Source organism: Amycolatopsis jejuensis (assembly GCF_000717335.1).
Classification (GTDB): domain Bacteria; phylum Actinomycetota; class Actinomycetes; order Mycobacteriales; family Pseudonocardiaceae; genus Amycolatopsis; species Amycolatopsis jejuensis.
Genome location: NZ_JNYZ01000012.1, coordinates 362511 through 385288 on the forward strand (window position 1 = coordinate 362511; position 22778 = coordinate 385288).

Sequence of the window (22778 nt, forward strand, 5' to 3'; positions counted from 1 at the left end):
ACGGCGCAAAACATGGATCCCCCTTGTGCGCCCCGATCGGGGCCTCCGGTGATCTTTCGTCACGCTGTGCCCGGTCGTTACGCGAAGAGGCGAGTCAAACCCCTCGAACGGGTGGAGCCGGGGAGAGAAGCCCGAAATACCCGCTGACCACGTGATGTAATCGCCCGTCCCCGTCGTGAGAAGAGGTTGTGGATGCGCCGCTGGACCCCCGTGATCGCCTTTCTCACCTCGATCGTCATCGTCGCGGCGGGGCTCACCCCGGCGTCGGCCGTCACCGAGAAGAAGCTCCTCGTCCCCGGCTTCGGCTCGTACGCCCGGCTCGTGCGCCTCGAGTATTCGCCGTTCGGCCGCGGCAACATCATCGCGTCGCTCACCAGCTCCGACGCGAACGGCAAGTTCACCCCCATCCTCGAAAGCACCGACGAGGGCGCGAGTTTCCACCGGATCGGCGAGATCCGCGACCCGGACGCGAAGTTCGGCCAATGCTGCGGAACCCTGTACGAGCTCCCGCAACGCGTCGGCCGCCTGCGTGCGGGCACGCTGCTCTGGGCCGCCAGCTACCGCCAGGACGCGGGCGCGCAGCGGCGCATCGGGATCAAGATCTGGTCGAGCCGGGACGGCGGCCGGAATTGGTCGTACCTGTCCGAGGCGGCGCGCTCGCACAACCACGACGGCATCTGGGAACCGGAGTTCACCGTGGACGCCGGCGGCACGCTCTGGCTGCACTACGCCGACGAAACGCAAGCCCCGAAATACGCGCAGGTGCTCAACCGCGTCGCATCCACCGACGGCATCCACTGGGGTACCAAGCAGCTCACCATGGCCATCCCGCCGGACCGCGTGCGCCCCGGCATGCCGATCATCCGCCGGCTGCCCGACGGCCGGTACTGGTTCGGCTACGAGATCTGCAACTACGGCGATCGCTACTGCGACCCGTACTACAAGATCTCCGCCGACGGCGCGAACTGGGGCAGCCCGACCGACCCGGGCACCCGCGTTGTCACCGCGAACGGCAACTACTTCCAGCACGCCCAGACCACCACCCTCTTCCCCGGCGGCCCGAACGGCGTGCGGCTGGTGATGGTCGGCCAGATCTACACCAACGCCAAGGGCGCCGTGCAACCCGGCAACGGCGAAACCCTGCTCGCCAACGACAACCTCGGCGCGGGCAACTGGTACCCGCTCCCCGCCCCGATCCGCATCGACGGCATCTTCAACAACTTCTGCCCCAACTACTCGTCGACCCTGCTGCCGGTCGACGACGGCCGGAACGTGCTCGAGATCGCGACCCAGTGGGCGGACGGCTGCCAGGCGTTCTTCGGCAAGGGACCGGCGTTCTGAATTCGGCGTAGGCCTTCGCGGGCTCACTCGGTACGGTGAACGGGACCATCGGATACGAGGAGGGGCCGTGAAGGGCATCGTGCTCGCCGGGGGCAGCGGGACCCGCCTGCACCCGATCACGCAGGCAGTGTCCAAGCAGCTGCTGCCGGTGTACGACAAGCCGATGATCTACTACCCGATCTCGGTGCTGATGCTGGCCGGGATCAGGGAAATCCTGGTGATCTCGACGCCGTCGGACCTGCCCAACTTCCGCCGCCTGCTCGGCGACGGCAGCCAGTTCGGGCTGTCGTTCTCGTTCGCCGAGCAGCCGAGCCCGAACGGGCTGGCCGAGGCGTTCGTGATCGGCGCGGACTTCGTCGGCGACGATCCCGTCGCGCTCGTGCTCGGCGACAACATCTTCTACGGCCAGGGATTTTCGACCACCCTGCGCACCGCGGCCACCGACCTCGACGGCTGCGTGCTGTTCGGGTACCAGGTCAAAGACCCGGAGCGCTACGGCGTCGGCGAGACCGACGGCAACGGCAAGCTGCTCTCGATCGAGGAGAAACCGGCGCGGCCGCGGTCGAACAACGCGATCACCGGGCTGTATTTCTACGACAACGAGGTCGTCGACATTTCCCGCAACCTCAAGCCGTCCGCGCGTGGCGAGCTGGAGATCACCGACGTCAACCTCGACTACCTGCGCCGCGACCGCGCCACGCTGATCGAGCTGAGCCGCGGGTTCGCCTGGCTCGACACCGGCACCCACGACTCGCTGCTCGAAGCCGGGCAGTTCGTGCAGGTCCTGGAACACCGCACCGGCGTGCGGATCGCCTGCCTGGAAGAGGTGGCGCTGCGGATGGGCTTCATCAGCGCGGACGAATGTCATGCGCTGGGAACGAAACTCGCCAAGTCGGGCTACGGCGAGTACGTGATGAACGTGGCCATGCTCGCGGGTGCAACAGGCTGAACGTCCGTGAAGGGAACCATCACGGAATCAGATTCCGTGATGGTTCCCTTCACGGCCAGTCAAGCGGCCTGTGCGACTTCCGAGGAAGCCGGGGTCAGTGCCAGCTCAAGTACTTCTCGCACATTGGCCACCGCGTGGACGTCCAATTCGGACAGTACCTCGGCCGGCACGTCGTCCAGGTCGGGTTCGTTGCGCTGCGGGATGATCACCGTCTTCATCCCTGCCCGGTGCGCGGCGAGCAGCTTCTGCTTCACGCCACCGATCGGCAGCACCCGGCCGGTCAGCGAGACCTCACCGGTCATCGCCACATCCGCCCGGACCACGCGGCCGGACAGCAGCGACGCGAGCGCCGTCGTCATCGTGATCCCCGCCGACGGACCGTCCTTCGGTACCGCACCGGCCGGGACGTGCACGTGGATTCCCCGCTCCCGCAGGTCTCCCACCGGCAGTTCCAGCTCCGCGCCGTGCGAACGCAGGTACGACAACGCGATCTGCACCGATTCCTTCATCACGTCACCCAGCTGCCCGGTGAGCTGCAGGCCGGTCGACCCGCTTTCCGGATCGGCCAGCGACGCCTCGATGTACAGCACGTCGCCGCCCGCGCCGGTGACCGCCAAACCCGTTGCCACGCCTGGTAAAGACGTGCGCTGGGTGGCCGTCGGGAGCGAGGACTCCGGCACGTGCCGCGGACGGCCGAGGTAGGTCTCCAGGTCCGCCGCCGAAACCGTGAGCGGCAATGCAGTGGAACCGAGCGCCACCTTCGTCGCGATCTTCCGCAGCACCTTCGCGATCGTGCGGTTCGCGTCGCGCACACCGGCTTCGCGGGTGTACTCGGCAGCGATCCGGATGAACGCGTCGTCGGTGAGCGTCACGTCACCACCAGCCAGCCCCGCGCGTTCCAGCTCACGCGGCAGCAGGTGGTCCCGCGCAATGGTGACCTTCTCGTGCTCGGTGTACCCGTCCAGCGTCACCAGTTCCATCCGGTCCAGCAGCGGTCCGGGGATGGTCTCCAGCGCGTTCGCCGTGGCCAGGAACACGACGTCGGACAGGTCGAGCTCGACCTCGAGGTAGTGGTCGCGGAACGTGTGGTTCTGTTCCGGGTCAAGCACTTCCAGGAGCGCGGCCGTCGGGTCGCCGCGGTAGTCGGCACCGACCTTGTCGATCTCGTCGAGCAGCACGACCGGGTTCATCGAGCCGGCCTCCTTGATGGCCCGCACGATCCGGCCCGGCAGCGCGCCGACGTACGTCCGCCGGTGCCCGCGGATCTCCGCCTCGTCCCGGATCCCGCCCAGCGCGACGCGGACGAACTTCCGTCCCATCGCCTTGGCCACGGATTCCCCGAGCGACGTCTTGCCGACCCCGGGAGGGCCCGCGAGCGCGAGCACCGCGCCGGAACGCCGTCCGCCGACCGGTCCGAGCCCCGATTCCGCGCGCCGCTTGCGCACAGCCAGGTACTCGATGATCCGTTCCTTGACGTCGTCGAGACCCGCGTGGTCGGCGTCGAGCACGGCCCGCGCGGCGGCAATGTCGTACACGTCTTCGGTGCGTTCGTTCCACGGCAGCTCCAGCACCGTGTCGAGCCAGGTCCGGATCCAGCCGCCCTCCGGCGACTGCTCGGACGTGCGCTCCAGCTTGTCGACCTCGGCCAGCGCGGCCTTCTTCACCGCGTCCGGCAGTTCAGCGGCTTCCACGCGAGCGCGGTAGTCGTCGTCGGCCGCGGTGCCGTCGAGCTCGCCCAGCTCCTTGCGGATCGCTTCGAGCTGGCGGCGCAGCATGAACTCCTTCTGCTGCTTCTCCATCCCGTCGGCGACGTCCTTGCGGATGGTCTCGGTGACCTCCAGCTCGGCCAGGTACTCCCGGCTCCATTCGAGCGCCTTCTCCAGCCGCGGGCTCACCGCCAGCGTGGCGAGCAGCTCCACCTTCTGTTCGGTCTTCAGGTACGGCGAGTTCCCGGCCAGGTCGGCGACCGCGGACGGCTCCTCGACCTGCTGGACGGCGTCGATCATCTGCCAGCCACCACGTTGCTGCAGCAGCGAGATGACCACGGCCTTGTACTCCGACGCGAGCTGCGCCGACCGGTCGTCGGTGGTCTCCTCGGCAGTTTCGGCGTGGACCCAGCGAGCGGCGCCGGGCCCGTCGGCGATCCGGCCGACGACCGCGCGGGCGGTACCGCGAAGCAGAACGGCGGCCTTGCCACCGGGGACGCGGCCGATCCGCTCGACCGTGGCAACGGTGCCGAGCTCGGCGTACTCGCCGTGGATGCGCGGGACGATCAGGACTTCGGCCTTGCTCGCCGCGCCGGAGCGGATCCCCGGGAAGGACGCCGTCGCAGGGGTCTTGGCCTGTGCGGACTCCACTGCGGCCCGGGTCTCGGTGTCGCCGAGGTCGAGCGGGACGACCATGCCCGGCAGCACGACGTCGTCATCGAGCGGGAGGACGGGCAGGAGGCGGGTGTCGGTCATGTGCACTCCTCGAATAAGTTGAGTCTGCCTTGCTCAACTCTCCGAAGGGTGGGTTTGTTTCCCAGGGAGTGTTCGCTGGAAGCGATCAGGGTTTGCGCGCGACCGCGCCCCAGGCGAACGGCCGGACCTCGGCGTCGAGCGCGGACACCGGGTCGTCCGGACGCCAGTCCGGCAGCGCGCTCATCCCCGGTTCCAGCAGCGGCCAGCCGCCGAACCACGGGCGGATCTCGTCGGCCGAGCGCAGGTACGCCGGGTTCGACGTGTCGCGGTACGCATCGACGAACGCGCGGACCTCGGCGGCCCGCTCCGGCGGCGCGTCGGGGCGGCAGGTGCCATGCGTCACGGCGAGCCACGAGCCGGGGGCGAGCCGGTCGCGGTACGTCGCGACGAGCTCGCCGGGGTGATCGTCCGGGCCGAGAAAATGCAGCACGGTGATCATCAGCAAGCACACCGGCTGCGACCAGTCGATCAGCCGCTCGGTGATCTCGTCGGCGAAGATCGCCTCCGGGGCGCGGATGTCGCGCTGCACGAGACCGGCCCATCCGGTGGCGCCCTCGCGGTCGAGGATCAGCCGGGAATGCGCGGCCGCCACCGGTTCGTAGTCCACGTACACCACCGACGCGGGCAGCCGTTCGCGCACGATCTCGTGCACGTTGCCCGCTGTCGGCACGCCGGAGCCGAGGTCGAGGAACTGCCGGATGCCCGCGTCGAGCGCAGACCGCACGACGCGGTTCATGAACGCCCGGTTCGCCCGCGAGATGGGCCGGATCAGCGGCCACAGTTTCTCTGCCCGGCGGCCGAATTCCCGGTCCACCGCCCAGTTCTGCGTGCCGCCGAGGTACCAGTCGTAGATCCGGGCGGCGGACGGCTTGTCGACGTCCACGCCCTTGGGCGCGTCGGGCGCGGTCACGGTTTGCGGGCCACCCCGCACCAGGCGAAGGGACGGGCTTCGGCCTCGACGGCGTTGAGCTCGCGCTCCGGCCGCCAGTCCGGCAGGTGCGTGATTCCCGGCTCCAGCAGCGGCCAGCCGCCGAAGAACGGCTCGATCTCCTCGCGGTCGCGCATCCACACCGGGTTGCTCGTCTTGCGGTACTGCTCGACGAACCAGCGCAGGCCCTCCAGCGCCGGCCCGCTGCCGTCGCCTTCGCTCATCTGCGAAATCGCCAGCCAGCTGCCGGGCGCGAGCGCGTCGCGGTACTTGCGCACGATCTCTTCCGGATCGTCATCCGGGCCCACGAAATGCAGTACTGCCATCAGCATCAGGCACACCGGCTTGCAGAAGTCGATCAGCTCGCGGGTGCGCGGGTCCTTCAGCACCGCCCGCGGGTCACGCATGTCGGCATGCACGATGCCGGCCCAGTCGGTGGCTGCCTCGTCCTCGAGAATCAGCGTCGCGTGCGCCACGGCCACCGGCTCGTAGTCGACGTACACCACCTTGGCCTGGTCCGCGTCACCCAGCTCGGCCTCGATCACCTCGTGCACGTTGCCCGCCGTCGGCACGCCCGACCCGAGGTCGATGAACTGGCGGACGCCCGCGTCCAGCGCCGCGCGGACCACGCGGTTCATGAACTCGCGGTTCTGCTTCGCGCCGGGGCGCACCAGCGACCACTGCTGCTCGACCTTGCGGCCGAACTCCCGGTCCACCGCCCAGTTCTGCTTGCCGCCGAGGTACCAGTCGTACACCCGCGCCGCCGAAGGTTTCTCGGTGTCCACGCCTTCGGGCGCCTTGGGCGCGGCATCCCGCTTGTCGGTCACGGAGACTCCCCTCGGACGGCGTGCCTGTCACCACCCTATCGAGAACGCACCGCGGGCCGCCGTTGCCAGCCGGTCCAGAGCGGCCGGTAACCCTGCGCGTACCAGAACGGTGTCGAACGCGGGTTGGCCATCGCGTGGTGCAGCAGGACGACATCCGCTCCGGCCTCGTCGAACACCTGGTGCGCGTGCGCGGCCAGCGCGGTACCGACGCCGGACGACCGGGCTGCCTCGGACACGGCGAGTGACGACAGGTAGCCGACCCGGGACGCGGCCACCCGGTGCCGGATCCACGCGGTTTCGTCCGGCATCTGGAGCACGACCAAGCCGAGCGGCTGCCCATACAGCTCCGCGATCCACACCTGCGGCTCGGGTCGCTCGAGGTCGTGCAGCAGCTCCTTCGCGATCAGCTCCTCGACGCCGGGCCGGAGCGTGACCCGGCCGAACTGCGCGTCGTAGCGCTGGAGTTCCAGCATCAGCCGGACCGCGGTGCCGAGGTCGGCCGGAGTCGCGTGCCGGATGCAGACACCAGGGGTGGTCTCGGGTCCGGCGGCCATCCGCTGTGCCGGACGGACCGCCAGCACACCGACCGGGGCGAAGCCGTGCCGGAGCAGTTCGGTGGACCCGGCGGTGTCGCGGCTCGGCCGGGAGAGCACCGCGGCGGACTCGGTATCCCCCACTCGGGCGATGGAGTGCAGGTGTTCATCCCATCGGGTGAGCAGAGCGTCGAGTCCGGCGGCCGGATCGGGCCCGGCGAGCTGTACCTCCAGCCGGTGCTCCACGAGCGCCCGCCACATCGACTGCGGGCTGTCCGGGCCGAGGTCCGTCTCGGTCGCGAGACCGGCCGCGGTGGTGTCGCCGACCTGGGCGGAAAGCAGTACGGAATCGCCCTGGACCTCGAAGGGGAGTGGCGCGGGGACCAAAGCGTCCACCGTGGCGATGCGCGCCGCATGCCCGGTGGCTGTCACGTCGTTGTGCATGCCTTCATTCTCCTCCGCCCGGGTCTTGGGAACCCCCGGAACACACCTTTGCCCGGGGGTTCCGGCACCAACCGCGAGTTTCACTCCTTGGTCCACGCAGGTCAGCAAAGGCCGCCCATTGTTAACCCTGGGGTGATCTCCTACTGTCTCGAAAGGGACACCGGTACGCCCTACGGGGTAAGGTGGCGCCCTCGCCCACACCTGACGTCACGGACGAGCGCGACCGGGCAGCCGGGAAGGAAGGTCGGATGCCGGACAGCAACGCCCATCCCGGTACCGCTACCGAGCCGATGGGCAAGGGGGCAGCTGCGACGGCTCCCGCCGAAGGGCGCAGCGACGAGAGCCGCTTCCGCGTCTACACCTTCTTCGTGCTGGGCCTCGGGCTCCTCGCGGCGCTCGCGGTCGGCTCGTGGCTGCCGTTCGACGGTTCGGCCAAGCTCTGGTGGATCGGCCCGGTGCTCGCACTGGCGTTCCTGCTCGCCGAGCAGCTCGGCATCAACGTCGACGTGCGCAGCGGCATTTCGTGGACGATCTCGTTCACCGAGATTCCTCTGGTAATCGGTTTCTTCGTCGCCCCGTTCGAGGTCGTGCTCGCCGCCCACCTGGTCGCGGGCATCGGGACGCTGCTGGCCCGCAAGGTGTCCGGGCGCGTCCTCTACAACGCGGGCGCGTTCCTGCTCGAAATCACCGGCGCGTTCGCGGTCGCCGGGCTGGTGCAGACGGCGATGGGCGGCGGCCCCGGCATGCCGTGGGTCGCCGCGCTCGCCGGAACGCTCACCGCGCCGCTGGTCAGCACGCTGCTGGCGCTGGCCGCCGTCCGCGTGCTGCGCCGCCGGATGCGGGTGAGCACCGCGATCCGGCTCACCGGCCGCATCCTCGTGGTCGGTTTCGTGAACGCCTCCGTCGGCCTCTCCGGGTACCTGGTCATCGCGCACACCCCGCAGGCGTGGCCGCTGGTGCTCGCGGTGTTCCTCGGCCTGACCGCGCTGTACTGGGCGTACTCCGATCTGTTGCGGGAACAGCGGGATATGGAGGCGCTGTCGGACGTGAGCCTCATGGTGGCGCGATCCGGGCAACAGGCCGCCGCGCGTCCGGCGAGCCGGGCCGAAGAACTCGTCGGCGGCGTCGACGTGCGGGAATGGGCGACGATCGCCGAGCGGATCAAGGACCAGCTCGCCGCCGGTCGCGTGGTACTGCGGCTGCGGCTGGAGACCGACGACCCGATGCGCGTCGTGGTAGCGGGCGAGGCACTGCCGCTAGCCGACCCGAACGGCGACGACCCGCTGCTGCGCCTCCCCGGCGCGCACGTGCGGCATTTCCGGATCACCGAAGCCAACCCGGACGTCCGGGCGGCGCTGCTCGAACGCGGCGCGCAGGAGGCCCTCGTGGTGCCGCTGCGCAGCGCGAACCAGCTGCTCGGCGTGGTCGAGGCGCACGACCGGCTGTCGCGCTGGCGCGGGTTCGGCAAATACGACGTCCAGCTGCTCGGCACCATGGCCAGCCACCTCGCGACGTCACTCGACAACCGGCGGCTGCTCGCCACGCTTAGGCACGACGCGTACCACGACCCGCTCACCGGGCACCTCAACCGGCCGGGCTTCCAGCAGGTCGCGCGTGATCCGCTGCGTGATTCGACGGAGGTCGTGGCGCTGCGCATCGACCTCGACGTCTTCTCCACGGTCAGCGACGCGCTGGGGTACTCGTGGGCGGACCGGATGGTGATCGCCGCCGGACGGCGCATCCGCGACGCACTCGGCCCGGACGTCCCGCTCGCCCGGCTCGAAGGCGCGTCCTTCGCCGCGCTGCTGGTCGACTGCACGGTCGACGACGCACACCTGGTCGCGGAGCGGCTGCGGGTACAGCTGTCGGCGCCGTATCCCGTCGACCGGCTTTCGGTCGAGGCCAACGCGATGATCGGGTACGCGAGTTCGGTGGACGACACCGGTGAAGTGGACGTCGACGGTCTGCTGCAGCGCGCCGACGTTGCCGTGCGCGCCACCCGCGGTGGGGAGGAAGTACGCGGCTACGTGCCGAGCATGGGACAGATCTTCCTGCGCCGTTTCCAGATGGTGACGCAGTTCCGGCAGTCGCTCGAGGACGGCCACGTCTCCGTGCACTACCAGCCGAAGGTCACCCTGCCGAACCGGCAGGTGCAGGGCGTCGAGGCGCTCGTGCGCTGGGTGCACCCGGAGTTCGGCAGGCTGGGTCCGGACGAGTTCGTCCCTGCGATCGAAGCGGCCGGCCTGATCGGCGTGCTGACGTCGTTCGTGCTGGAGGAGTCGCTCAAGCGGGTGCGCAAGTGGCTCGACGAGGGCCTGCGGATCTCGGCGGCGGTGAACCTGTCGGTCCGCAACCTCGCCGACGACGACTTCCCGGCGAAGGTGCAGCGCGAGCTCGAGCGCTTCGACGTCCCGGCCGAGCTGCTCACCTTCGAACTCACCGAATCCGGTGTGATGTCCGACCCGCAGAAGGCATTGCCGATCCTGCGCGAGCTGCATTCGCTGGGCATCGTGCTGGCGGTGGACGACTTCGGCACCGGGTACTCGTCGCTGGCGTACCTGCGGCAGCTGCCGGTGGACCAGGTCAAGATCGACAAGAGCTTCGTGCTGGGCATGGGAACCGACCTCGGCGACCTCGCGGTGGTGCGGTCGATCGTGGAGCTGGGCCACTCGCTGGGGCTGACGGTGGTCGCAGAGGGCGTCGAGGAGGACGTGGCCCGCGACCAGCTCGAGGCGATGGGCTGTGACGTGGCACAGGGGTATCTCATCTCGCGGCCACTGCCGGAGGACCGCCTGGAGGCCTGGCTGCAGGCCCGCACGGCGCGGTCTCCCGGGCGGTATTCGGAGACCGTGCTGACCTTGCTGACCTGAGGTTTTGCGGTAACCCGACCCCGGTTGCACTCTTGGGTGACCCGCCTTGCTAACCTTTTCAAGTCCTCGCGAGAGGCAGGCCCCTTTAGCTCAGTCGGCAGAGCGTCTCCATGGTAAGGAGAAGGTCTACGGTTCGATTCCGTAAAGGGGCTCGCGAGTGGGCGAGCCTTGTCTGCGAAAAGCGCAGACCGGGCTCGCTTCGCGGCGTCCATCTGGGGGTCGGACCCCCAGACCCCCGCCAGGGGGCGAGCCCCCTGGACCCCGGTCGGGTGGGCGTGTGTGGGGCGGTGTAGCTCAGTTGGCAGAGCAAGCGGCTCATAATCGCTGTGTCGCCGGTTCAAGTCCGGCCACCGCTACGCGGTAACGACGGGGCTGGCCCCCGTACCTGAGAGAGAAGGAAACGCTGTGGCTGCCACCGACGTGCGACCCAAGATCACGCTGGCGTGCGAGGAGTGCAAGCACCGCAACTACATCACCAAGAAGAACCGGCGCAACAACCCGGATCGCCTTGAGATGAAGAAGTTCTGCCCGAACTGCGGTACGCACCGGACTCACAAAGAGACCCGCTGACACCGGCGGTTCTTTTCCAGCTTCGAGAAGCCGTCCCGGCACCTGCCGGGGCGGCTTCTCGCCGTCCCGGGCACCCGCGCGGGGGCGCGCCGGGGTTCGGTTAACCTCTTCGGGTGCCTTTGGACCAGTCGTTCGCCGGACGGGAGTACCCGCCTGCCGGGACGTACTCCGTGAGCCGGGAGAAGATCCGCGAGTTCGCCGATGCCATCGGTGACCCCAACCCGGTCTACCGCGACCCGGCGGCGGCCCGCGCGGCCGGCCACCCGGACGTGATCGCGCCGCCGACGTTCCTCACGATCGTCAACCTGCCGAAGATCAACGGCATCGTCGAGGACCCGGCGCTCGGGCTCGACTACTCGCGGATGGTCCACGGCGACCAGGGCTTCCGCTACGAACGCCCGGTACATGCCGGTGACGAGCTGGAGATCGCGGCGCGGATCGACTCGGTGATGTCCCGCGCGGGCAACGACTTCATCAACCTCCGCGCGGAAATCACCGACGCGGACGGGAAACTCGTGTGCACCACGCGCGCCCAGCTCGTGGTCCGAGGGGAGGACGCGTGAACCCCGGCGACGAACTGCCTCCGCTGGAGGTCCGCGTCACGCGGGAGCAGCTGGTCCGCTACGCCGGTGCCTCACTCGACTTCAACCCGATCCACTGGAACGAGCGCTTCGCCACGCGCGTCGGCCTCCCGGACGTGATCGCGCACGGCATGCTCACGATGGCGCTGGCCGGTCGCATCGTCACCGACTGGCTCGGCGACCCGTCCCGTCTCGTCGACTTCAGCACCCGCTTCACGCGCCCGGTCGTCGTCCCGGACTCCACCGAAGGTGCCCTGATCGAGGTCACCGGCAAGGTCGGCCCGCCCACCGACGACGGCCTGACCCGCATCGACCTCACGGTGAAGTTCGAAGGCAAGACCGTGCTGGGGAAGCCACAGGCCCTGGTCCGCCCCTGACCCGCTGAAGATCGCCCCAATGTGGCATTGGGTGCATCTGACGCACCCAATGCCACATTGGGTGCGTCAGATGCAGCGAATGTGGCATTGGGGTGCGGTTCCGCGGGACGGTCAGCGTTTCCCGAGGAGGGACTCCACGACCTCCGCCATCCCGGCTTCGCCGCGCGCGTTCGGATGCAGGGCCGCGGCCGACGACGTCGGGACCAAACCCTCTACCCAGCGGGTGTCCGACCCGGTGCAGACGTCGTGGCCCTTGCCGGCCGCGGCCGTGTCCGCGAAGCCCGCGGAGTGGGATTTTGCCTGGTCGGACAGGGCGTCGTTGAGTTTGCCGAGCGCGTCTCGCAGGTACGCGACGTCGCCGGTACCCAGCGGGAGCACCGGCCAGCAGCCGTCGCCGTCCGGGAGCACCGCCGGGTAGCCGACCACGATCACGCGCGCCTTCGGGGCCTTCTCGTGTATCCGGTCGAGTACCTCGCCGACGCTGGTCGCCGTGGTCGCGATCCGGTCGGCGAGCTCGTCGTGGCCGCCTGCGGTGAGCCGGTCGCGGCACGGCGAACTGTCGCGGTGTGACGTCGCGCAGTCCGGGGCCAGCCCGATGAAGCCGACGTCGTTGCCGCCGATTCCCAGGGTGACCAGCGTGGTGTCCGAGGTCACCGCGTCGAGCTGCGGCGGGTTCGAGCCGTTGCGCGTGGACTGGGTGCTCGTCATGTTCGCCGTGGTCGCGCCGCTGCAGCTGACGTCCACGAACTTCGCCGGTTTCAGCTTCGCCGCGACCACGTGCGGGTAGTTGTTGTCCGAGCGCGCGCATCCGGCCGGGGTGCCTGCCTGCTTGCCGGTGCGGGGCGCTGACGTGTACGAATCCCCGAGCGCGACGTACCGCCCGGTGCCGCCGCCGGTGTCCGCGCCCGCCGGCGGCGCGGCCGACGAATTGTGCTTCGCCTGGTAATAGCCGACCGCGAGCAACGCTCCGGCGACCACCAGCACCAGCAATCCACATCCGCCTTTTTTGGCCGCCACCGGACCGTTTCTACCGGCCCGGCGCGCCGCAGACGACCGGCTTCCGGGTGATCACCGGTGCACGGCAGCGTGCAGTTCGCCCGCCAGCTCCAGCGCGTGCGGCCCGGTTTCGGCCAGGTAATGCAGGTCGACCAGCGCTTCGGTGAACCCTTCGGCCTCGGCCGCCTTGAGCTGGGTCGCGACGTCCTCGATCGTGGCGGCCGCCGAACCCGGCGCCGGGTTGATCCGCAGGACCCGCCGCAGCGCCCCCGGGTCCCGGCCCGCCTGCTCGGCCGCCTCGGTGACCACCGTCCACAACCGGCGCAGCACCGGCACCGGCAGCCCGCCGGGCAGCCAGCCGTCGGCGATCCGGCCGATCCGCCGCAGCGCCGGTTCCGACATCCCGCCCAGCAGCACCGGCGGTCCGGGCTGCTGCACCGGACGCAGCCCGACCAGCGAGTCCGGGACCTCCCAGCGGTCGCTGCGGTGGCCGACCGGATCGGCCGTCCAGAACTTCCGCAGTACCCCGATCAGCTCGGTCAGCTGCGCCCCGCGGGACTCCCAAGGCACGCCGGTCGCGGTGTACTCGTCACGCAGCCAGCCCAGGCCGAGCCCGACGTCGAGGCGGCCGCCGGACAGCACGTCCAGCGAGGTCAGAGACCTGGCCAGCAGCACCGGGGAGTAGAGCGGGCCGTTGAGCGTGCTCGACCCGAGCCGCGCGGTTTTCGTCGCACCGGCGGCCGCGGTGAGGGCCACGAACGGGTCGACGAAGTGGACGAAGTCCGGCGGGTACGGCCGCTCGGGTGTCCCACCACCCGGGTAGTAGGTCTGCGGCGCGATCGGGGTGAGCACGCGGTCGCCGACCCACAGCGACGCGAAACCCAGGTCCTCCGCCGCGGCGGCGAATCCGGCGACGGCGGAGGGGTCGGCGAGCTTGCCGTACTGCGGCAGGGCGAGTCCGAGTCGTAACGCGGTCACCAGGTCTCCTCGATCAATTCGCTTGCCGGGCAAGGGGGGACCACCGGCCGGGGAGACCGTCTCGCTGCACCCATGGGGAAATCCGGGGCGGCGGAGACGGTTTCGCTTGCCGGGTAACGCATCCTGCGGGGTGGGTACGGCACCGGTCCGGCGGCCCTGGCCAGGCGGCCGACGGTTTCGCGATTAATCGGGAACCGGTGCATGCGCTCATAGTGGCACGATCGGGTGACAGTTGCCGCTCGATTGCCCGGCTGCCCGAAGCGGCCCGGCCCGGCGGTCGAGGGGGCGCGGTTGCGGGCGGCCATCCGGCTTGCCGTAGACTTCGGATCTCGGAACGCACTACGGTCATCCCCGCCGGATGGTGGGGACGATGGAATGCGTCCGCGGGAGCCCGGGAGACCGGGCTCCACAGGGGTGTAGCTCAATTGGCAGAGCAGCGGTCTCCAAAACCGCAGGTTGCAGGTTCAAGTCCTGTCACCCCTGCGTACGGGAACTGGTGGAGCGGAGGAGTGGTCGTGAGCGACAGCGACGCCAGCGGCGCGAACGAGCAGGACGAGTCGGGCAAGAAGCCCGGGGTCGAGTCCCGCCCGGTGTCCGCCGCGGCTCGGCGCGAACGCCGCGCTTCCGCTCGGCCGGCAGGCAAGTCCGAGGCACGACCGGGGTCCACCCGGCCGTCCGGCAAGGCGGGCGACAAGGTCGCGAAGCCCGCCGACACCAAGGGCACGCCCACCCCCAAACGGGACCGGAAGCCGAAGAAGGCCTCGGTGTTCGCCCGGCTCATGCGGTTCGTCCGCGAGGTCTGGGCGGAACTGCGCAAGGTCATCTGGCCGAACCGCAAGCAGATGGTCACCTACACCGCGGTCGTACTGGTGTTCGTGGTGTTCATGGTGGCCCTCGTGAGCGGCCTCGACTTCGGCTTCAAGGCGCTCGTCGGGCTGGTCTTCGGCTGAGCCCGCACGGGGCCCGCCACCCGGCCCGGCACGTGATCAACTGAGAGGACGGAACGTGACCTCCGACAACGGCACAGGAGCCGGTCGCGACCTGACCGAGCTTTCCGACGAGCAGGTGCAGACGGCACTCGGCGACGAGGAGTCCGCTCACCTCGAGCCCGTCGACGTGCCCGCCGCCGCGGACGAGGTCGACGAAGCCGCCACCGACTCCGCGGACGACGACGTCACCGAGCCCGAGGCCGAGGCGGACGACCCGGTCGCCGCGCTGCGGGCCGAACTGCAGGCCGCGCCGGGCGAGTGGTACGTGGTGCACTCCTACGCCGGGTACGAGAACAAGGTCAAGACCAACCTCGAGACCCGGACCACGACGCTGGACGTCGAGGACTACATCTTCCAGATCGAGGTCCCGACCGAAGAGGTCACCGAGATCAAGAACGGCCAGCGCAAGCAGGTGCAGCGCAAGGTGCTGCCCGGCTACATCCTGGTCCGGATGGATCTCAACGACGCCTCGTGGAGCGCGGTGCGCAACACGCCGGGCGTCACCGGGTTCGTCGGTGCCACGTCGCGTCCGTCGCCGCTGACCGTGGACGAGGTGCTCAAGTTCCTCGCGCCGCAGGTCGAGAAGGAAGCCCCGGCCAAGACCGCGAAGGGCGGCGAGGCTGCCGCGTCGGGTTCTGCCGGTGGACCCGCCGTCGAGGTCGACTTCGAGGTCGGCGAGTCGGTCACCGTCATGGACGGCCCGTTCGCCACGCTGCCCGCCACGATCTCCGAGGTCAACGTCGACGGGCAGAAGCTGAAGGTCCTGGTGTCGATCTTCGGCCGGGAGACCCCGGTCGAGCTCTCGTTCAGCCAGGTCTCCAAGATCTGACGGCCGGGCCATCCCGGTCGGCAGTCCCCGCGTACTGGCAGGTGTGCGGGGGACTCTCGTCAGTCAAGAAGGACACAAGGTAATGCCACCCAAGAAGAAGAAGCTTGCGGCGATCATCAAGCTGCAGATCAAGGCGGGTGCGGCCAACCCCGCGCCGCCGGTCGGCCCGGCGCTGGGTCAGCACGGCGTCAACATCATGGAGTTCTGCAAGGCCTACAACGCCGCGACGGAGTCGCAGCGCGGGGACGTCGTCCCGGTCGAGATCTCCGTGTATGAGGACCGGTCGTTCGACTTCAAGCTGAAGACGCCGCCGGCCGCCAAGCTGCTGCTGAAGGCCGCAGGCGTGGAGAAGGGCTCCGGCGAGCCGCACAAGACCAAGGTCGCCAAGGTCACGTGGGACCAGGTCCGCGAGATCGCGAAGACCAAGGAAACCGACCTCAACGCCCACGACATCGACCAGGCCGCAAAAATCATCGCAGGCACCGCCCGCTCAATGGGCATCACGGTCGAGGGTTAAATCTCAACGTGCCCCGACCGAGAAATCGCCCCGGTTTCTGGACTGAGCGATTCGATCGGCCCCCAGGGCCGAGCGAATCGGGAGGGAAGAAACCGGATGAAGGCGATTTCTCCGCCGCCGACGAAGTCGCGGCAATCAAACACAGCGGCAATTAAACACAGTGGGAGAGCCGGTGCTGGCTCGTCACCACACTGATCCACCAGACCTAAGGACAGAAGCATGACCAAGCACAGCAAGGCCTACCGCCAGGCCTCCGAGCTGATCGACAAGACGCGGCTGTACGCGCCGCTCGAGGCCGCGAAGCTCGCGAAGGAGACCTCGAAGACCAAGATGGACGCGACCGTCGAGGTGGCGATGCGTCTCGGGGTCGACCCGCGCAAGGCTGACCAGATGGTCCGCGGCACCGTGAACCTGCCGCACGGCACCGGTAAGACCGCCCGCGTCATCGTCTTCGCCGTCGGCGACAAGGCCGCCGAGGCCGAGGCCGCCGGCGCGGACGCGGTCGGCACCGACGAACTGATCGAGCGCATCCAGGGTGGCTGGCTCGACTTCGACGCCGCGATCGCGACGCCGGACCAGATGGCCAAGGTGGGCCGTATCGCCCGCATCCTCGGCCCGCGCGGCCTCATGCCGAACCCGAAGACCGGCACGGTGACCCCCGCGGTCGAGAAGGCCGTGAAGGACATCAAGGGCGGCAAGATCAACTTCCGTGTCGACAAGCAGGCCAACCTGCACCTGGTGATCGGCAAGGCGTCGTTCGACACCGAGAAGCTGGTGGAGAACTACGCGGCCGCGCTGGACGAGATCCTGCGGGCGAAGCCGTCGTCGGCGAAGGGCCGCTACGTCAAGAAGATCACCTTCACCACGACGATGGGCCCGGGCATCCCGGTCGACCCGGCTCGTACCCGCAACCTCCTTGCCGAGGACGCGGCGGTCTGAGTCGCACATCACGCGAAAGGGTGGTCACGCTTTGTGCGTGACCACCCTTTTTTCGTGTCTCATGGAAGCATGCCGACGACGTTCACCGCCCCCGACGGGCTCCAGCTGAGCTACACGGTGTGGGAGGGGACCGGCCGGCACCGGCGCCCGGTCGTGCTGCAGCACGGGTTCGCGGCCGACAGCCAGGTGAACTGGGTCGGCCCCGGAGTGGTGGACGCGCTGGTCAAGGCAGGTTTCACGGTCATCGCACTCGACGCACGCGGACACGGCGCCTCGGAGAAACCACACGACCCGGCGGCGTACGGCGAGGACGTGATGGCGTCGGACGTGTCGGCGCTGTTCGACGAACTGGGCCTCGACGAGGTATGCCTGGCGGGCTATTCGATGGGCGCGATCGTCTCGCTGCTGGTGGCTACGCGTGACCGCCGGGTGCGCTGCCTGGCAGTCGGCGGAGTGGGTGCGGGAATCGTCGACTTCGGCGGCGTGGACGCGCGAGTGGTCAACCGGGCGCAACTCGCCGAGGGTTTGCTGGCCGAGAACCGCGCGGACGTCCCACCCGCGGCGCGCCCGTTCCGCCGCTTGGCCCGCCGCGCCGGAGCCGACGTCACGGCCTTGGCCGCGGTCATGCAGGCGCTCCCACACGGCCCGATGAGACTGTTCGACCTGACCGCAGCCACCCTGATCCTGGCGGGGGAGTCGGACGAACTGGCGACCCAGCCGGAACGCCTCGCCGCCGGCATCGCGGGAGCGCGGCTGGTGCGGGTCCCGGGGAACCACATGGAGGCAGTGGCCCACCCGGCATTCGCGGCGGCTTTGGTGGATTTCTTCGCCTACTCGGACACGGGGGAGACCCGGTTGCCGATCAGTTCCCCTGCTTGATCAGGGCGTGCCGGAGGTGGTCGGTGGCGCGGACGGGCATGCGTTCAGACCCCCCGAGTGACCGGTGATCAGCCACTGACCGCTGGGGAGCTGACTAACGGTGAAGGTGCCGAGCGGGGGCCCACCGCTGATCGCGAAGTCGCAGGACTTCACCACCACTGACGGGCCGGGAGGCCACGTCGACTGCTTGGGAATGGACTCCGCGTAGTCGTTGACCGCCCGAGGCCGCTGTTCGAGGATCTGGTGAATGCCTGCGACGGCTGCCGGGCAGTCCGCGAAGCCGGTGTCTTTCGCGAACTTCACCTGCGTGGCTTCGTCGAAGCGCCCGCAGACGTGGGCGACCATGTCCTTGATCCCGGGACCGTGCTGGGCGATGCCGTCGTAGACACCCCGGACCGCCTCGTAAGGCGAGGAGGTGGGCAGGAGCTGGTTGGTGTTGAGCTTGCCGCCCCCCTCGGCGGCGACCTGTTCCGAGGTTTTGCCGTCGTCGCTGGGGAAGATCTTGTGGTACAGCCAGTTTCCGCCCAGGTAGAGGAGGACCAGCACCAGTACCCAGCCCAGGATCTTGCCGCCGAGGCGTTTCACCCAGCGGGGGACCGGCTTGCGGGGGCGGTCTTCGTAAGGGGCCAGGGCGCCGGGCTGGTTCGGGGGCGCCGGTGGTTGCCCGCCTGCCAGCGGCTGCGGCTGGCGGGATCCCGCGGGGACCAGACCGCCGTCGGGGGTCGGGGCCGGTTCGGTGCCTTGCTGGGCCTGGGTGAAGCGGAGGTACTCCTGGAACCGCTGGAACTCCTGGAACTGCCGCAGCTGCTCGGGATCCAGCGGGGGGACCTGCTCGGGTGACCCGTTCGCGGCCGGTTGCGGCAGATTCGGGGGCGGGGGATTGACCGGCTGCGGCAGGTTCGAGGAGTGCGGCAAACCCGGGACCTGCGACGGGTTCGGCTGGGAAGTGTCGGCCCCGCCGGGCTGCGGAAGGTTCGAGGAGTGCGGCTGGGAACCGCCAGGCTGCGGCAAGGCGGGTGGCTGAGCACCGGCAGCCTGCGAACCGGGTGCCGGTGCCGAATCTGCCGGGCCGGGAGAAGGAGGCACTTCCGGCTTTCCGTGATCACGCTGTTCCGCCACGTCACCAATGATGCCCGTTCCCCCGGCAAATCCCGAGACACCCCCGGTTCCCGCAGCTCAGTCAGGGGGTCCCGGCGAACCCCCGGGAACCCTCCCGTATGCTGGTCGGCGGTTCTACCGAAGACCGCTGGTTCTCCCCCGGGTCAACCGAGGGAGCGAAGGTTCCGCGAGATGGCGGACGGCCTGCGCAGGAGGAACGAGGCCTTCACAACGCCCCGCGCCTTGCTGCGCGTGGGCGTTTTGTCGTTTCAAGGGCGCCTTCGCATCGACAGAGCCAGTGGTGACACTAGCCAAGAGAGGAGGCGACCCATGGCGAAGCCCGACAAGGTGGCGGCCGTCGCCGAGATCGCGGAGAGTTTCCGCAGCAGCTCGGCCACCGTCGTTACCGAGTACACCGGCCTCTCCGTGACTCAGCTGTCCCAGCTGCGCCGCGCTCTCGGCACCAGTGCCAAGTACCGGGTCGCGAAGAACACCCTCGTCAAGCGTGCCGCCGAGGACGCCGGCGTTCAGGGGCTCGAGGACCTGTTCGTGGGGCCGACCGCGATCGCCTTCGTGCAGGGTGAGCCGGTCGACGCCGCGAAGGCCCTTCGCGAGTTCGCGAAGGAACACAACGCGCTTGTCATCAAGGGCGGCTACATGGACGGCAAAGCGCTGTCCGTGGACGAGATCTCCAAGATCGCCGATCTCGACAGCCGTGAGGTGCTGCTCGCCAAGGCGGCGGGCGCGTTCAAGGCGAAGCTGTCCCAGGCCGCCGCGCTGTTCCAGGCGCCGGCGTCCCAGGTCGCCCGCCTGGCTGCCGCGCTGGAGGAGAAGCAGCGCACTGCCACCGGTACCGAAGCAGCCGAAGCACCCGCCGAGAGCTGAACCACCCCACCCCGAACGCCTAGTTCGTTTTTTTGAGAGGAAGCCATCATGGCGAAGCTGAGCACCGCCGAGCTGATCGACGCCTTCAAGGAGCTCACCCTTCTTGAGCTGTCCGAGTTCGTGAAGGAGTTCGAGGACACCTTCGACGTCACCGCCGCCGCCCCGGCCGCCGTCGTGGCCGCCGCCCCGGGTGCCGCGCCCGCCGAGGCCGCTGCCGAGCAGGACGAGTTCGACGTCGTCCTCGAGTCGGCAGGCGACAAGAAGATCCAGGTCATCAAGGTCGTCCGCGAGGTCGTCTCGGGCCTGGGCCTGAAGGAGGCCAAGGAGCTGGTCGAGGCCGCTCCCAAGGCGCTCCTGGAGAAGGTCGACAAGGAGGCCGCCGAGGCCGCCAAGGAGAAGCTCGAGGCCGCCGGCGCCAAGATCGCCATCAAGTGATCAGCGCCTGACGCACCACCTCGAAGGGGGCGGGCATCCACCCGGATGCCCGCCCCCTTTGCCGTCCCCGACCATCTGTTCGAACCAGGGAGAGGCGGCCAGGCCGACGCGTGGATGCCGGGTTTGCCCTGGTTACCCCGACCGTGTGACGACCCTTCGGCCGTCTTGCTCTGCGCGCGGGGGTGGCGTGCATTACCGTGCTGCCAGCGGTCGCCGTACTTGATCCCTATCGGGTGAGGGGGACACGCGCTCGCCGACGAACAAAACTGGTGAGTAACCTGTTCGCCCTCAGCTCGTTGCACCTGGTTGACGCGGGGCTCCGCGCCTGCCGCGAGGTGCGGGGCGGCGGTGCGCGACGATGCGGAACAGCTCCTGGAGGTGCGATGGGTGCCGAGGTGGTCATCGAAGGTCTCACCAAGTCCTTCGGCAGGCAGACCATCTGGCGGGATGTGACGCTGACCCTTCCGCCCGGTGAGGTGTCGGCCATGCTCGGCCCGTCCGGAACCGGCAAGTCCGTGTTCCTCAAGTCCATGATCGGCCTGCTCAAGCCCGACCGCGGCCGCTGCGTCATCAACGGCGTCGACATCGTCACCTGCTCCGAGCACAAGCTGTACGAGATCCGCAAGCTTTTCGGCGTGCTGTTCCAGGACGGTGCGCTGTTCGGCTCGATGAACCTCTACGACAACGTCGCGTTCCCGCTTCGCGAGCACACCAAGAAGTCCGAGACCGAGATCCGCCGGATCGTGCTCGAGAAGCTCGAGATCACCGGTCTGGCCGGGGCGGAGAAGAAGCTGCCCGGCGAGATCTCCGGCGGGATGCGCAAGCGTGCCGGCCTCGCCCGCGCGCTGGTGCTTGACCCGGAGATCATCCTCGTCGACGAGCCCGACTCGGGCCTCGACCCGGTCCGCACCACCTACATCTCGCAGCTCTTCCTCGACGTCAACGCCCAGATCGACGCGACGTTCCTCATCGTGTCGCACAACATCAACCTCGCCCGCACGGTGCCGGACAACCTCGGCATGCTCTTCCGCAAGGAACTCGTCATGTTCGGCCCCCGCGAGGTGCTGCTGACCAGCGACGAACCCGTCGTCGAGCAGTTCCTCAACGGCCGCAAGCTCGGCCCGATCGGCATGTCCGAGGAGAAGGACAGCGCCCAGATGGCCCGCGAGCAGGCCGAGGCCGAGGCGGGCCACGGCGACGTGCTCAACGAGGACGTCCGCGGCGTCGTCCCGCAGATGCAGGTCAGCCCCGGGGTACCGGAGCGGGCCGGGGCCAAGCGGCGGATGGACCGGGTCATGCGGATCCTGCACACGCTCCCGCCGAACGCGCAGGAGGGGATCATCGAATCCCTCACGCCGGAGCAGCAGCGGTACTACAACGTGCGCCCCAACCCGGCCGCCTTCCACCACCGGACCGGCCCCGGGGACACCCAGCAGCTGCCGCCGGTCGACGTGCCGGGTCCGGTGCCCGACCAGCATCAGGGCCAGCTGCCCGCGGACCAGATCGCCCGCATCCCGGGTGCCGCGGACCGCAGGCCGCCCCGGCACGGGCAGGGTGGCGCGTGACTGCGACCTCGGCGAAGATCCCCGGCTACGGCATGCTGCGGGAGACCGGGAACCTGTTCGCGCTCGGTCTCGACATCATCCGCGGCATCTTCCAGCGCCCGTTCCAGTTCCGGGAGTTCATCCAGCAGGCCTGGTTCGTCGCGAGCGTCACGATCCTGCCGACCGCGCTGGTCGCCATCCCGTTCGGCGCGGTGATTTCGCTGCAGTTCGGCGCGCTGGCCCGGCAGCTCGGCGCGCAGTCCTACACCGGCGCCGGTTCGGTGCTCGCCACCGTGCAGCAGGCCAGCCCGCTGGTCACCGCGCTGCTCGTGGCCGGCGCGGGCGGTAGCGCGGTCTGTGCGGACATCGGCGCGCGCACCATCCGCGAGGAAATCGACGCGATGGAGGTGCTGGGGGTCTCCGCGGTCCAGCGCCTGATCGTGCCGCGCACGCTCGCCATGATGCTGGTCGCGCTGCTGCTCAACGGCATGGTCAGCGTCATCGGCGTGCTCGGCGGCTACTTCTTCAACGTCGTGCTCCAGGGCGGGACCCCGGGTGCGTACCTGTCCAGCTTCTCCGCGCTCGCCCAGCTGCCCGACCTGTGGGTCGGCGAGATCAAGGCGCTCATCTTCGGCTTCATCGCCGCGGTCGTGGCCGCCTACCGGGGCCTGCACCCGAGCGGCGGCCCGAAGGGCGTCGGCGACGCGGTGAACCAGTCGGTGGTCATCACGTTCCTGCTGCTCTTCGTCGTGAACTTCGTGATCACGCTGATCTACCTGCAGCTCGTGCCAGGAAAGCTGGACTGAC

At 69.2% G+C, this 22778-nt stretch carries 22 protein-coding genes and 3 tRNA genes; 18 read left to right on the forward strand and 7 right to left on the reverse strand.

What is annotated here, in order from left to right:
• Positions 1 to 192: 192 nt before the first annotated feature.
• Positions 193 to 1341 (forward strand): sialidase family protein, encoded by a 1149-nt coding sequence (locus OO71_RS19185; RefSeq protein ID WP_033291144.1) that lies wholly within the window; start codon positions 193 to 195, stop codon positions 1339 to 1341.
• Positions 1342 to 1408: 67 nt separating this feature from the next.
• Complete coding sequence (gene rfbA, locus OO71_RS19190; RefSeq protein ID WP_033291145.1) at positions 1409 to 2290, forward strand: glucose-1-phosphate thymidylyltransferase RfbA; 882 nt, start codon at positions 1409 to 1411, stop codon at positions 2288 to 2290.
• A gap of 59 nt (positions 2291 to 2349) precedes the next feature.
• Here the strand turns inward: rfbA and lon are convergent, their stop codons facing one another.
• The 4 genes from lon to OO71_RS19210 all read right to left on the reverse strand — a co-directional run bounded on the left by lon (position 2350) and on the right by OO71_RS19210 (position 7484).
• Positions 2350 to 4752 carry an endopeptidase La gene (gene lon, locus OO71_RS19195; protein WP_033291146.1) on the reverse strand — a complete coding sequence of 801 codons (2403 nt, stop codon included), beginning with the start codon at positions 4750 to 4752 and terminating at the stop codon, positions 2350 to 2352.
• An 85-nt stretch (positions 4753 to 4837) separates the two neighbouring features.
• Positions 4838 to 5662, reverse strand: coding sequence for an SAM-dependent methyltransferase (locus OO71_RS19200; protein ID WP_245633714.1), 825 nt, complete (start codon positions 5660 to 5662; stop codon positions 4838 to 4840).
• Positions 5659 to 6507 carry an SAM-dependent methyltransferase gene (locus tag OO71_RS19205; protein ID WP_033291148.1) on the reverse strand — a complete coding sequence of 283 codons (849 nt, stop codon included), beginning with the start codon at positions 6505 to 6507 and terminating at the stop codon, positions 5659 to 5661. Before OO71_RS19205 ends, OO71_RS19200 begins: the two co-directional genes overlap by 4 nt.
• 35 nt (positions 6508 to 6542) lie before the next feature.
• Positions 6543 to 7484: a GNAT family N-acetyltransferase gene (locus tag OO71_RS19210; protein WP_033291149.1), complete on the reverse strand. Its 942-nt coding sequence runs from the start codon at positions 7482 to 7484 to the stop codon at positions 6543 to 6545.
• A gap of 248 nt (positions 7485 to 7732) precedes the next feature.
• Here OO71_RS19210 and OO71_RS19215 point away from each other — a divergent pair, with 248 nt between their 5' ends.
• The 6 genes from OO71_RS19215 to OO71_RS19240 all read left to right on the forward strand — a co-directional run bounded on the left by OO71_RS19215 (position 7733) and on the right by OO71_RS19240 (position 11882).
• Complete coding sequence (locus OO71_RS19215; protein ID WP_033291150.1) at positions 7733 to 10354, forward strand: EAL domain-containing protein; 2622 nt, start codon at positions 7733 to 7735, stop codon at positions 10352 to 10354.
• Between the two features lie 79 nt (positions 10355 to 10433).
• Positions 10434 to 10506, forward strand: a tRNA-Thr gene (locus OO71_RS19220).
• A gap of 131 nt (positions 10507 to 10637) precedes the next feature.
• Positions 10638 to 10710, forward strand: a tRNA-Met gene (locus OO71_RS19225).
• A gap of 49 nt (positions 10711 to 10759) precedes the next feature.
• Positions 10760 to 10924: a 50S ribosomal protein L33 gene (gene rpmG / locus OO71_RS19230; protein WP_005152047.1), complete on the forward strand. Its 165-nt coding sequence runs from the start codon at positions 10760 to 10762 to the stop codon at positions 10922 to 10924.
• A gap of 113 nt (positions 10925 to 11037) precedes the next feature.
• The gene (locus OO71_RS19235; RefSeq protein ID WP_084145033.1) at positions 11038 to 11487 is read left to right on the forward strand and encodes a MaoC family dehydratase N-terminal domain-containing protein; all 450 of its coding nucleotides are present in this window, start codon (positions 11038 to 11040) and stop codon (positions 11485 to 11487) included.
• Complete coding sequence (locus OO71_RS19240; RefSeq protein ID WP_033291152.1) at positions 11484 to 11882, forward strand: MaoC family dehydratase; 399 nt, start codon at positions 11484 to 11486, stop codon at positions 11880 to 11882. Before OO71_RS19235 ends, OO71_RS19240 begins: the two co-directional genes overlap by 4 nt.
• 111 nt (positions 11883 to 11993) lie before the next feature.
• Here OO71_RS19240 and OO71_RS19245 read toward each other — a convergent pair whose 3' ends face one another.
• Both OO71_RS19245 and OO71_RS19250 read right to left on the reverse strand, forming a co-directional pair.
• On the reverse strand, positions 11994 to 12899 hold the full coding sequence (locus tag OO71_RS19245; RefSeq protein WP_033291153.1) for an SGNH/GDSL hydrolase family protein: 906 nt from the start codon (positions 12897 to 12899) through the stop codon (positions 11994 to 11996).
• Between the two features lie 51 nt (positions 12900 to 12950).
• Positions 12951 to 13856: a TIGR03619 family F420-dependent LLM class oxidoreductase gene (locus tag OO71_RS19250; RefSeq protein WP_033291154.1), complete on the reverse strand. Its 906-nt coding sequence runs from the start codon at positions 13854 to 13856 to the stop codon at positions 12951 to 12953.
• A gap of 410 nt (positions 13857 to 14266) precedes the next feature.
• On the opposite strand from OO71_RS19250, the gene OO71_RS19255 reads away from it, so the two are divergent.
• The 6 genes from OO71_RS19255 (at position 14267) to OO71_RS19280 (ending at position 18009) form a co-directional block, all read left to right on the forward strand.
• Positions 14267 to 14339: transfer RNA gene (locus OO71_RS19255), tRNA-Trp, on the forward strand.
• Between the two features lie 32 nt (positions 14340 to 14371).
• On the forward strand, positions 14372 to 14806 hold the full coding sequence (gene secE / locus OO71_RS19260; RefSeq protein WP_162186084.1) for a preprotein translocase subunit SecE: 435 nt from the start codon (positions 14372 to 14374) through the stop codon (positions 14804 to 14806).
• Between the two features lie 55 nt (positions 14807 to 14861).
• On the forward strand, positions 14862 to 15674 hold the full coding sequence (gene nusG / locus OO71_RS19265) for a transcription termination/antitermination protein NusG (protein ID WP_033291156.1): 813 nt from the start codon (positions 14862 to 14864) through the stop codon (positions 15672 to 15674).
• A gap of 82 nt (positions 15675 to 15756) precedes the next feature.
• Entirely contained in the window at positions 15757 to 16191 is a 435-nt protein-coding gene (gene rplK / locus OO71_RS19270) for a 50S ribosomal protein L11 (RefSeq protein WP_009072206.1), read from the forward strand.
• A gap of 219 nt (positions 16192 to 16410) precedes the next feature.
• Complete coding sequence (rplA, locus tag OO71_RS19275; RefSeq protein WP_033291157.1) at positions 16411 to 17130, forward strand: 50S ribosomal protein L1; 720 nt, start codon at positions 16411 to 16413, stop codon at positions 17128 to 17130.
• Between the two features lie 69 nt (positions 17131 to 17199).
• Entirely contained in the window at positions 17200 to 18009 is an 810-nt protein-coding gene (locus OO71_RS19280) for an alpha/beta fold hydrolase (RefSeq protein WP_033291158.1), read from the forward strand.
• Here the strand turns inward: OO71_RS19280 and OO71_RS19285 are convergent, their stop codons facing one another.
• A complete protein-coding gene (locus OO71_RS19285; RefSeq protein ID WP_033291333.1) occupies positions 18010 to 18924 on the reverse strand; it encodes a hypothetical protein in 915 nt (304 codons plus the stop codon).
• Between the two features lie 513 nt (positions 18925 to 19437).
• Between OO71_RS19285 and rplJ the strand changes: the two genes are divergently transcribed.
• The 4 genes from rplJ to OO71_RS19305 all read left to right on the forward strand — a co-directional run bounded on the left by rplJ (position 19438) and on the right by OO71_RS19305 (position 22777).
• A complete protein-coding gene (gene rplJ, locus OO71_RS19290) occupies positions 19438 to 19992 on the forward strand; it encodes a 50S ribosomal protein L10 (protein WP_033291159.1) in 555 nt (184 codons plus the stop codon).
• Positions 19993 to 20040: 48 nt separating this feature from the next.
• Positions 20041 to 20427: a 50S ribosomal protein L7/L12 gene (gene rplL / locus OO71_RS19295; RefSeq protein ID WP_033291160.1), complete on the forward strand. Its 387-nt coding sequence runs from the start codon at positions 20041 to 20043 to the stop codon at positions 20425 to 20427.
• Between the two features lie 383 nt (positions 20428 to 20810).
• A complete protein-coding gene (locus OO71_RS19300; protein WP_033291161.1) occupies positions 20811 to 21992 on the forward strand; it encodes an ABC transporter ATP-binding protein in 1182 nt (393 codons plus the stop codon).
• A 32-nt stretch (positions 21993 to 22024) separates the two neighbouring features.
• Positions 22025 to 22777 (forward strand): MlaE family ABC transporter permease, encoded by a 753-nt coding sequence (locus OO71_RS19305; RefSeq protein ID WP_051165981.1) that lies wholly within the window; start codon positions 22025 to 22027, stop codon positions 22775 to 22777.
• Position 22778: the final 1 nt, after the last annotated feature.

Coding starts and splice junctions, on each gene's coding strand:
- OO71_RS19185 (WP_033291144.1), top strand. CDS start 193: ATGCGCCGCTGGACCCCCGTGATCGCCTTTCTCACCTCGATCGTCATC.
- lon (WP_033291146.1), bottom strand. CDS start 4,752: ATGACCGACACCCGCCTCCTGCCCGTCCTCCCGCTCGATGACGACGTC.
- OO71_RS19210 (WP_033291149.1), bottom strand. CDS start 7,484: ATGCACAACGACGTGACAGCCACCGGGCATGCGGCGCGCATCGCCACG.
- OO71_RS19215 (WP_033291150.1), top strand. CDS start 7,733: ATGCCGGACAGCAACGCCCATCCCGGTACCGCTACCGAGCCGATGGGC.
- rplK (WP_009072206.1), top strand. CDS start 15,757: ATGCCACCCAAGAAGAAGAAGCTTGCGGCGATCATCAAGCTGCAGATC.
- rplA (WP_033291157.1), top strand. CDS start 16,411: ATGACCAAGCACAGCAAGGCCTACCGCCAGGCCTCCGAGCTGATCGAC.
- OO71_RS19280 (WP_033291158.1), top strand. CDS start 17,200: ATGCCGACGACGTTCACCGCCCCCGACGGGCTCCAGCTGAGCTACACG.
- rplJ (WP_033291159.1), top strand. CDS start 19,438: ATGGCGAAGCCCGACAAGGTGGCGGCCGTCGCCGAGATCGCGGAGAGT.
- rplL (WP_033291160.1), top strand. CDS start 20,041: ATGGCGAAGCTGAGCACCGCCGAGCTGATCGACGCCTTCAAGGAGCTC.
- OO71_RS19300 (WP_033291161.1), top strand. CDS start 20,811: ATGGGTGCCGAGGTGGTCATCGAAGGTCTCACCAAGTCCTTCGGCAGG.
- OO71_RS19305 (WP_051165981.1), top strand. CDS start 22,025: ATGCTGCGGGAGACCGGGAACCTGTTCGCGCTCGGTCTCGACATCATC.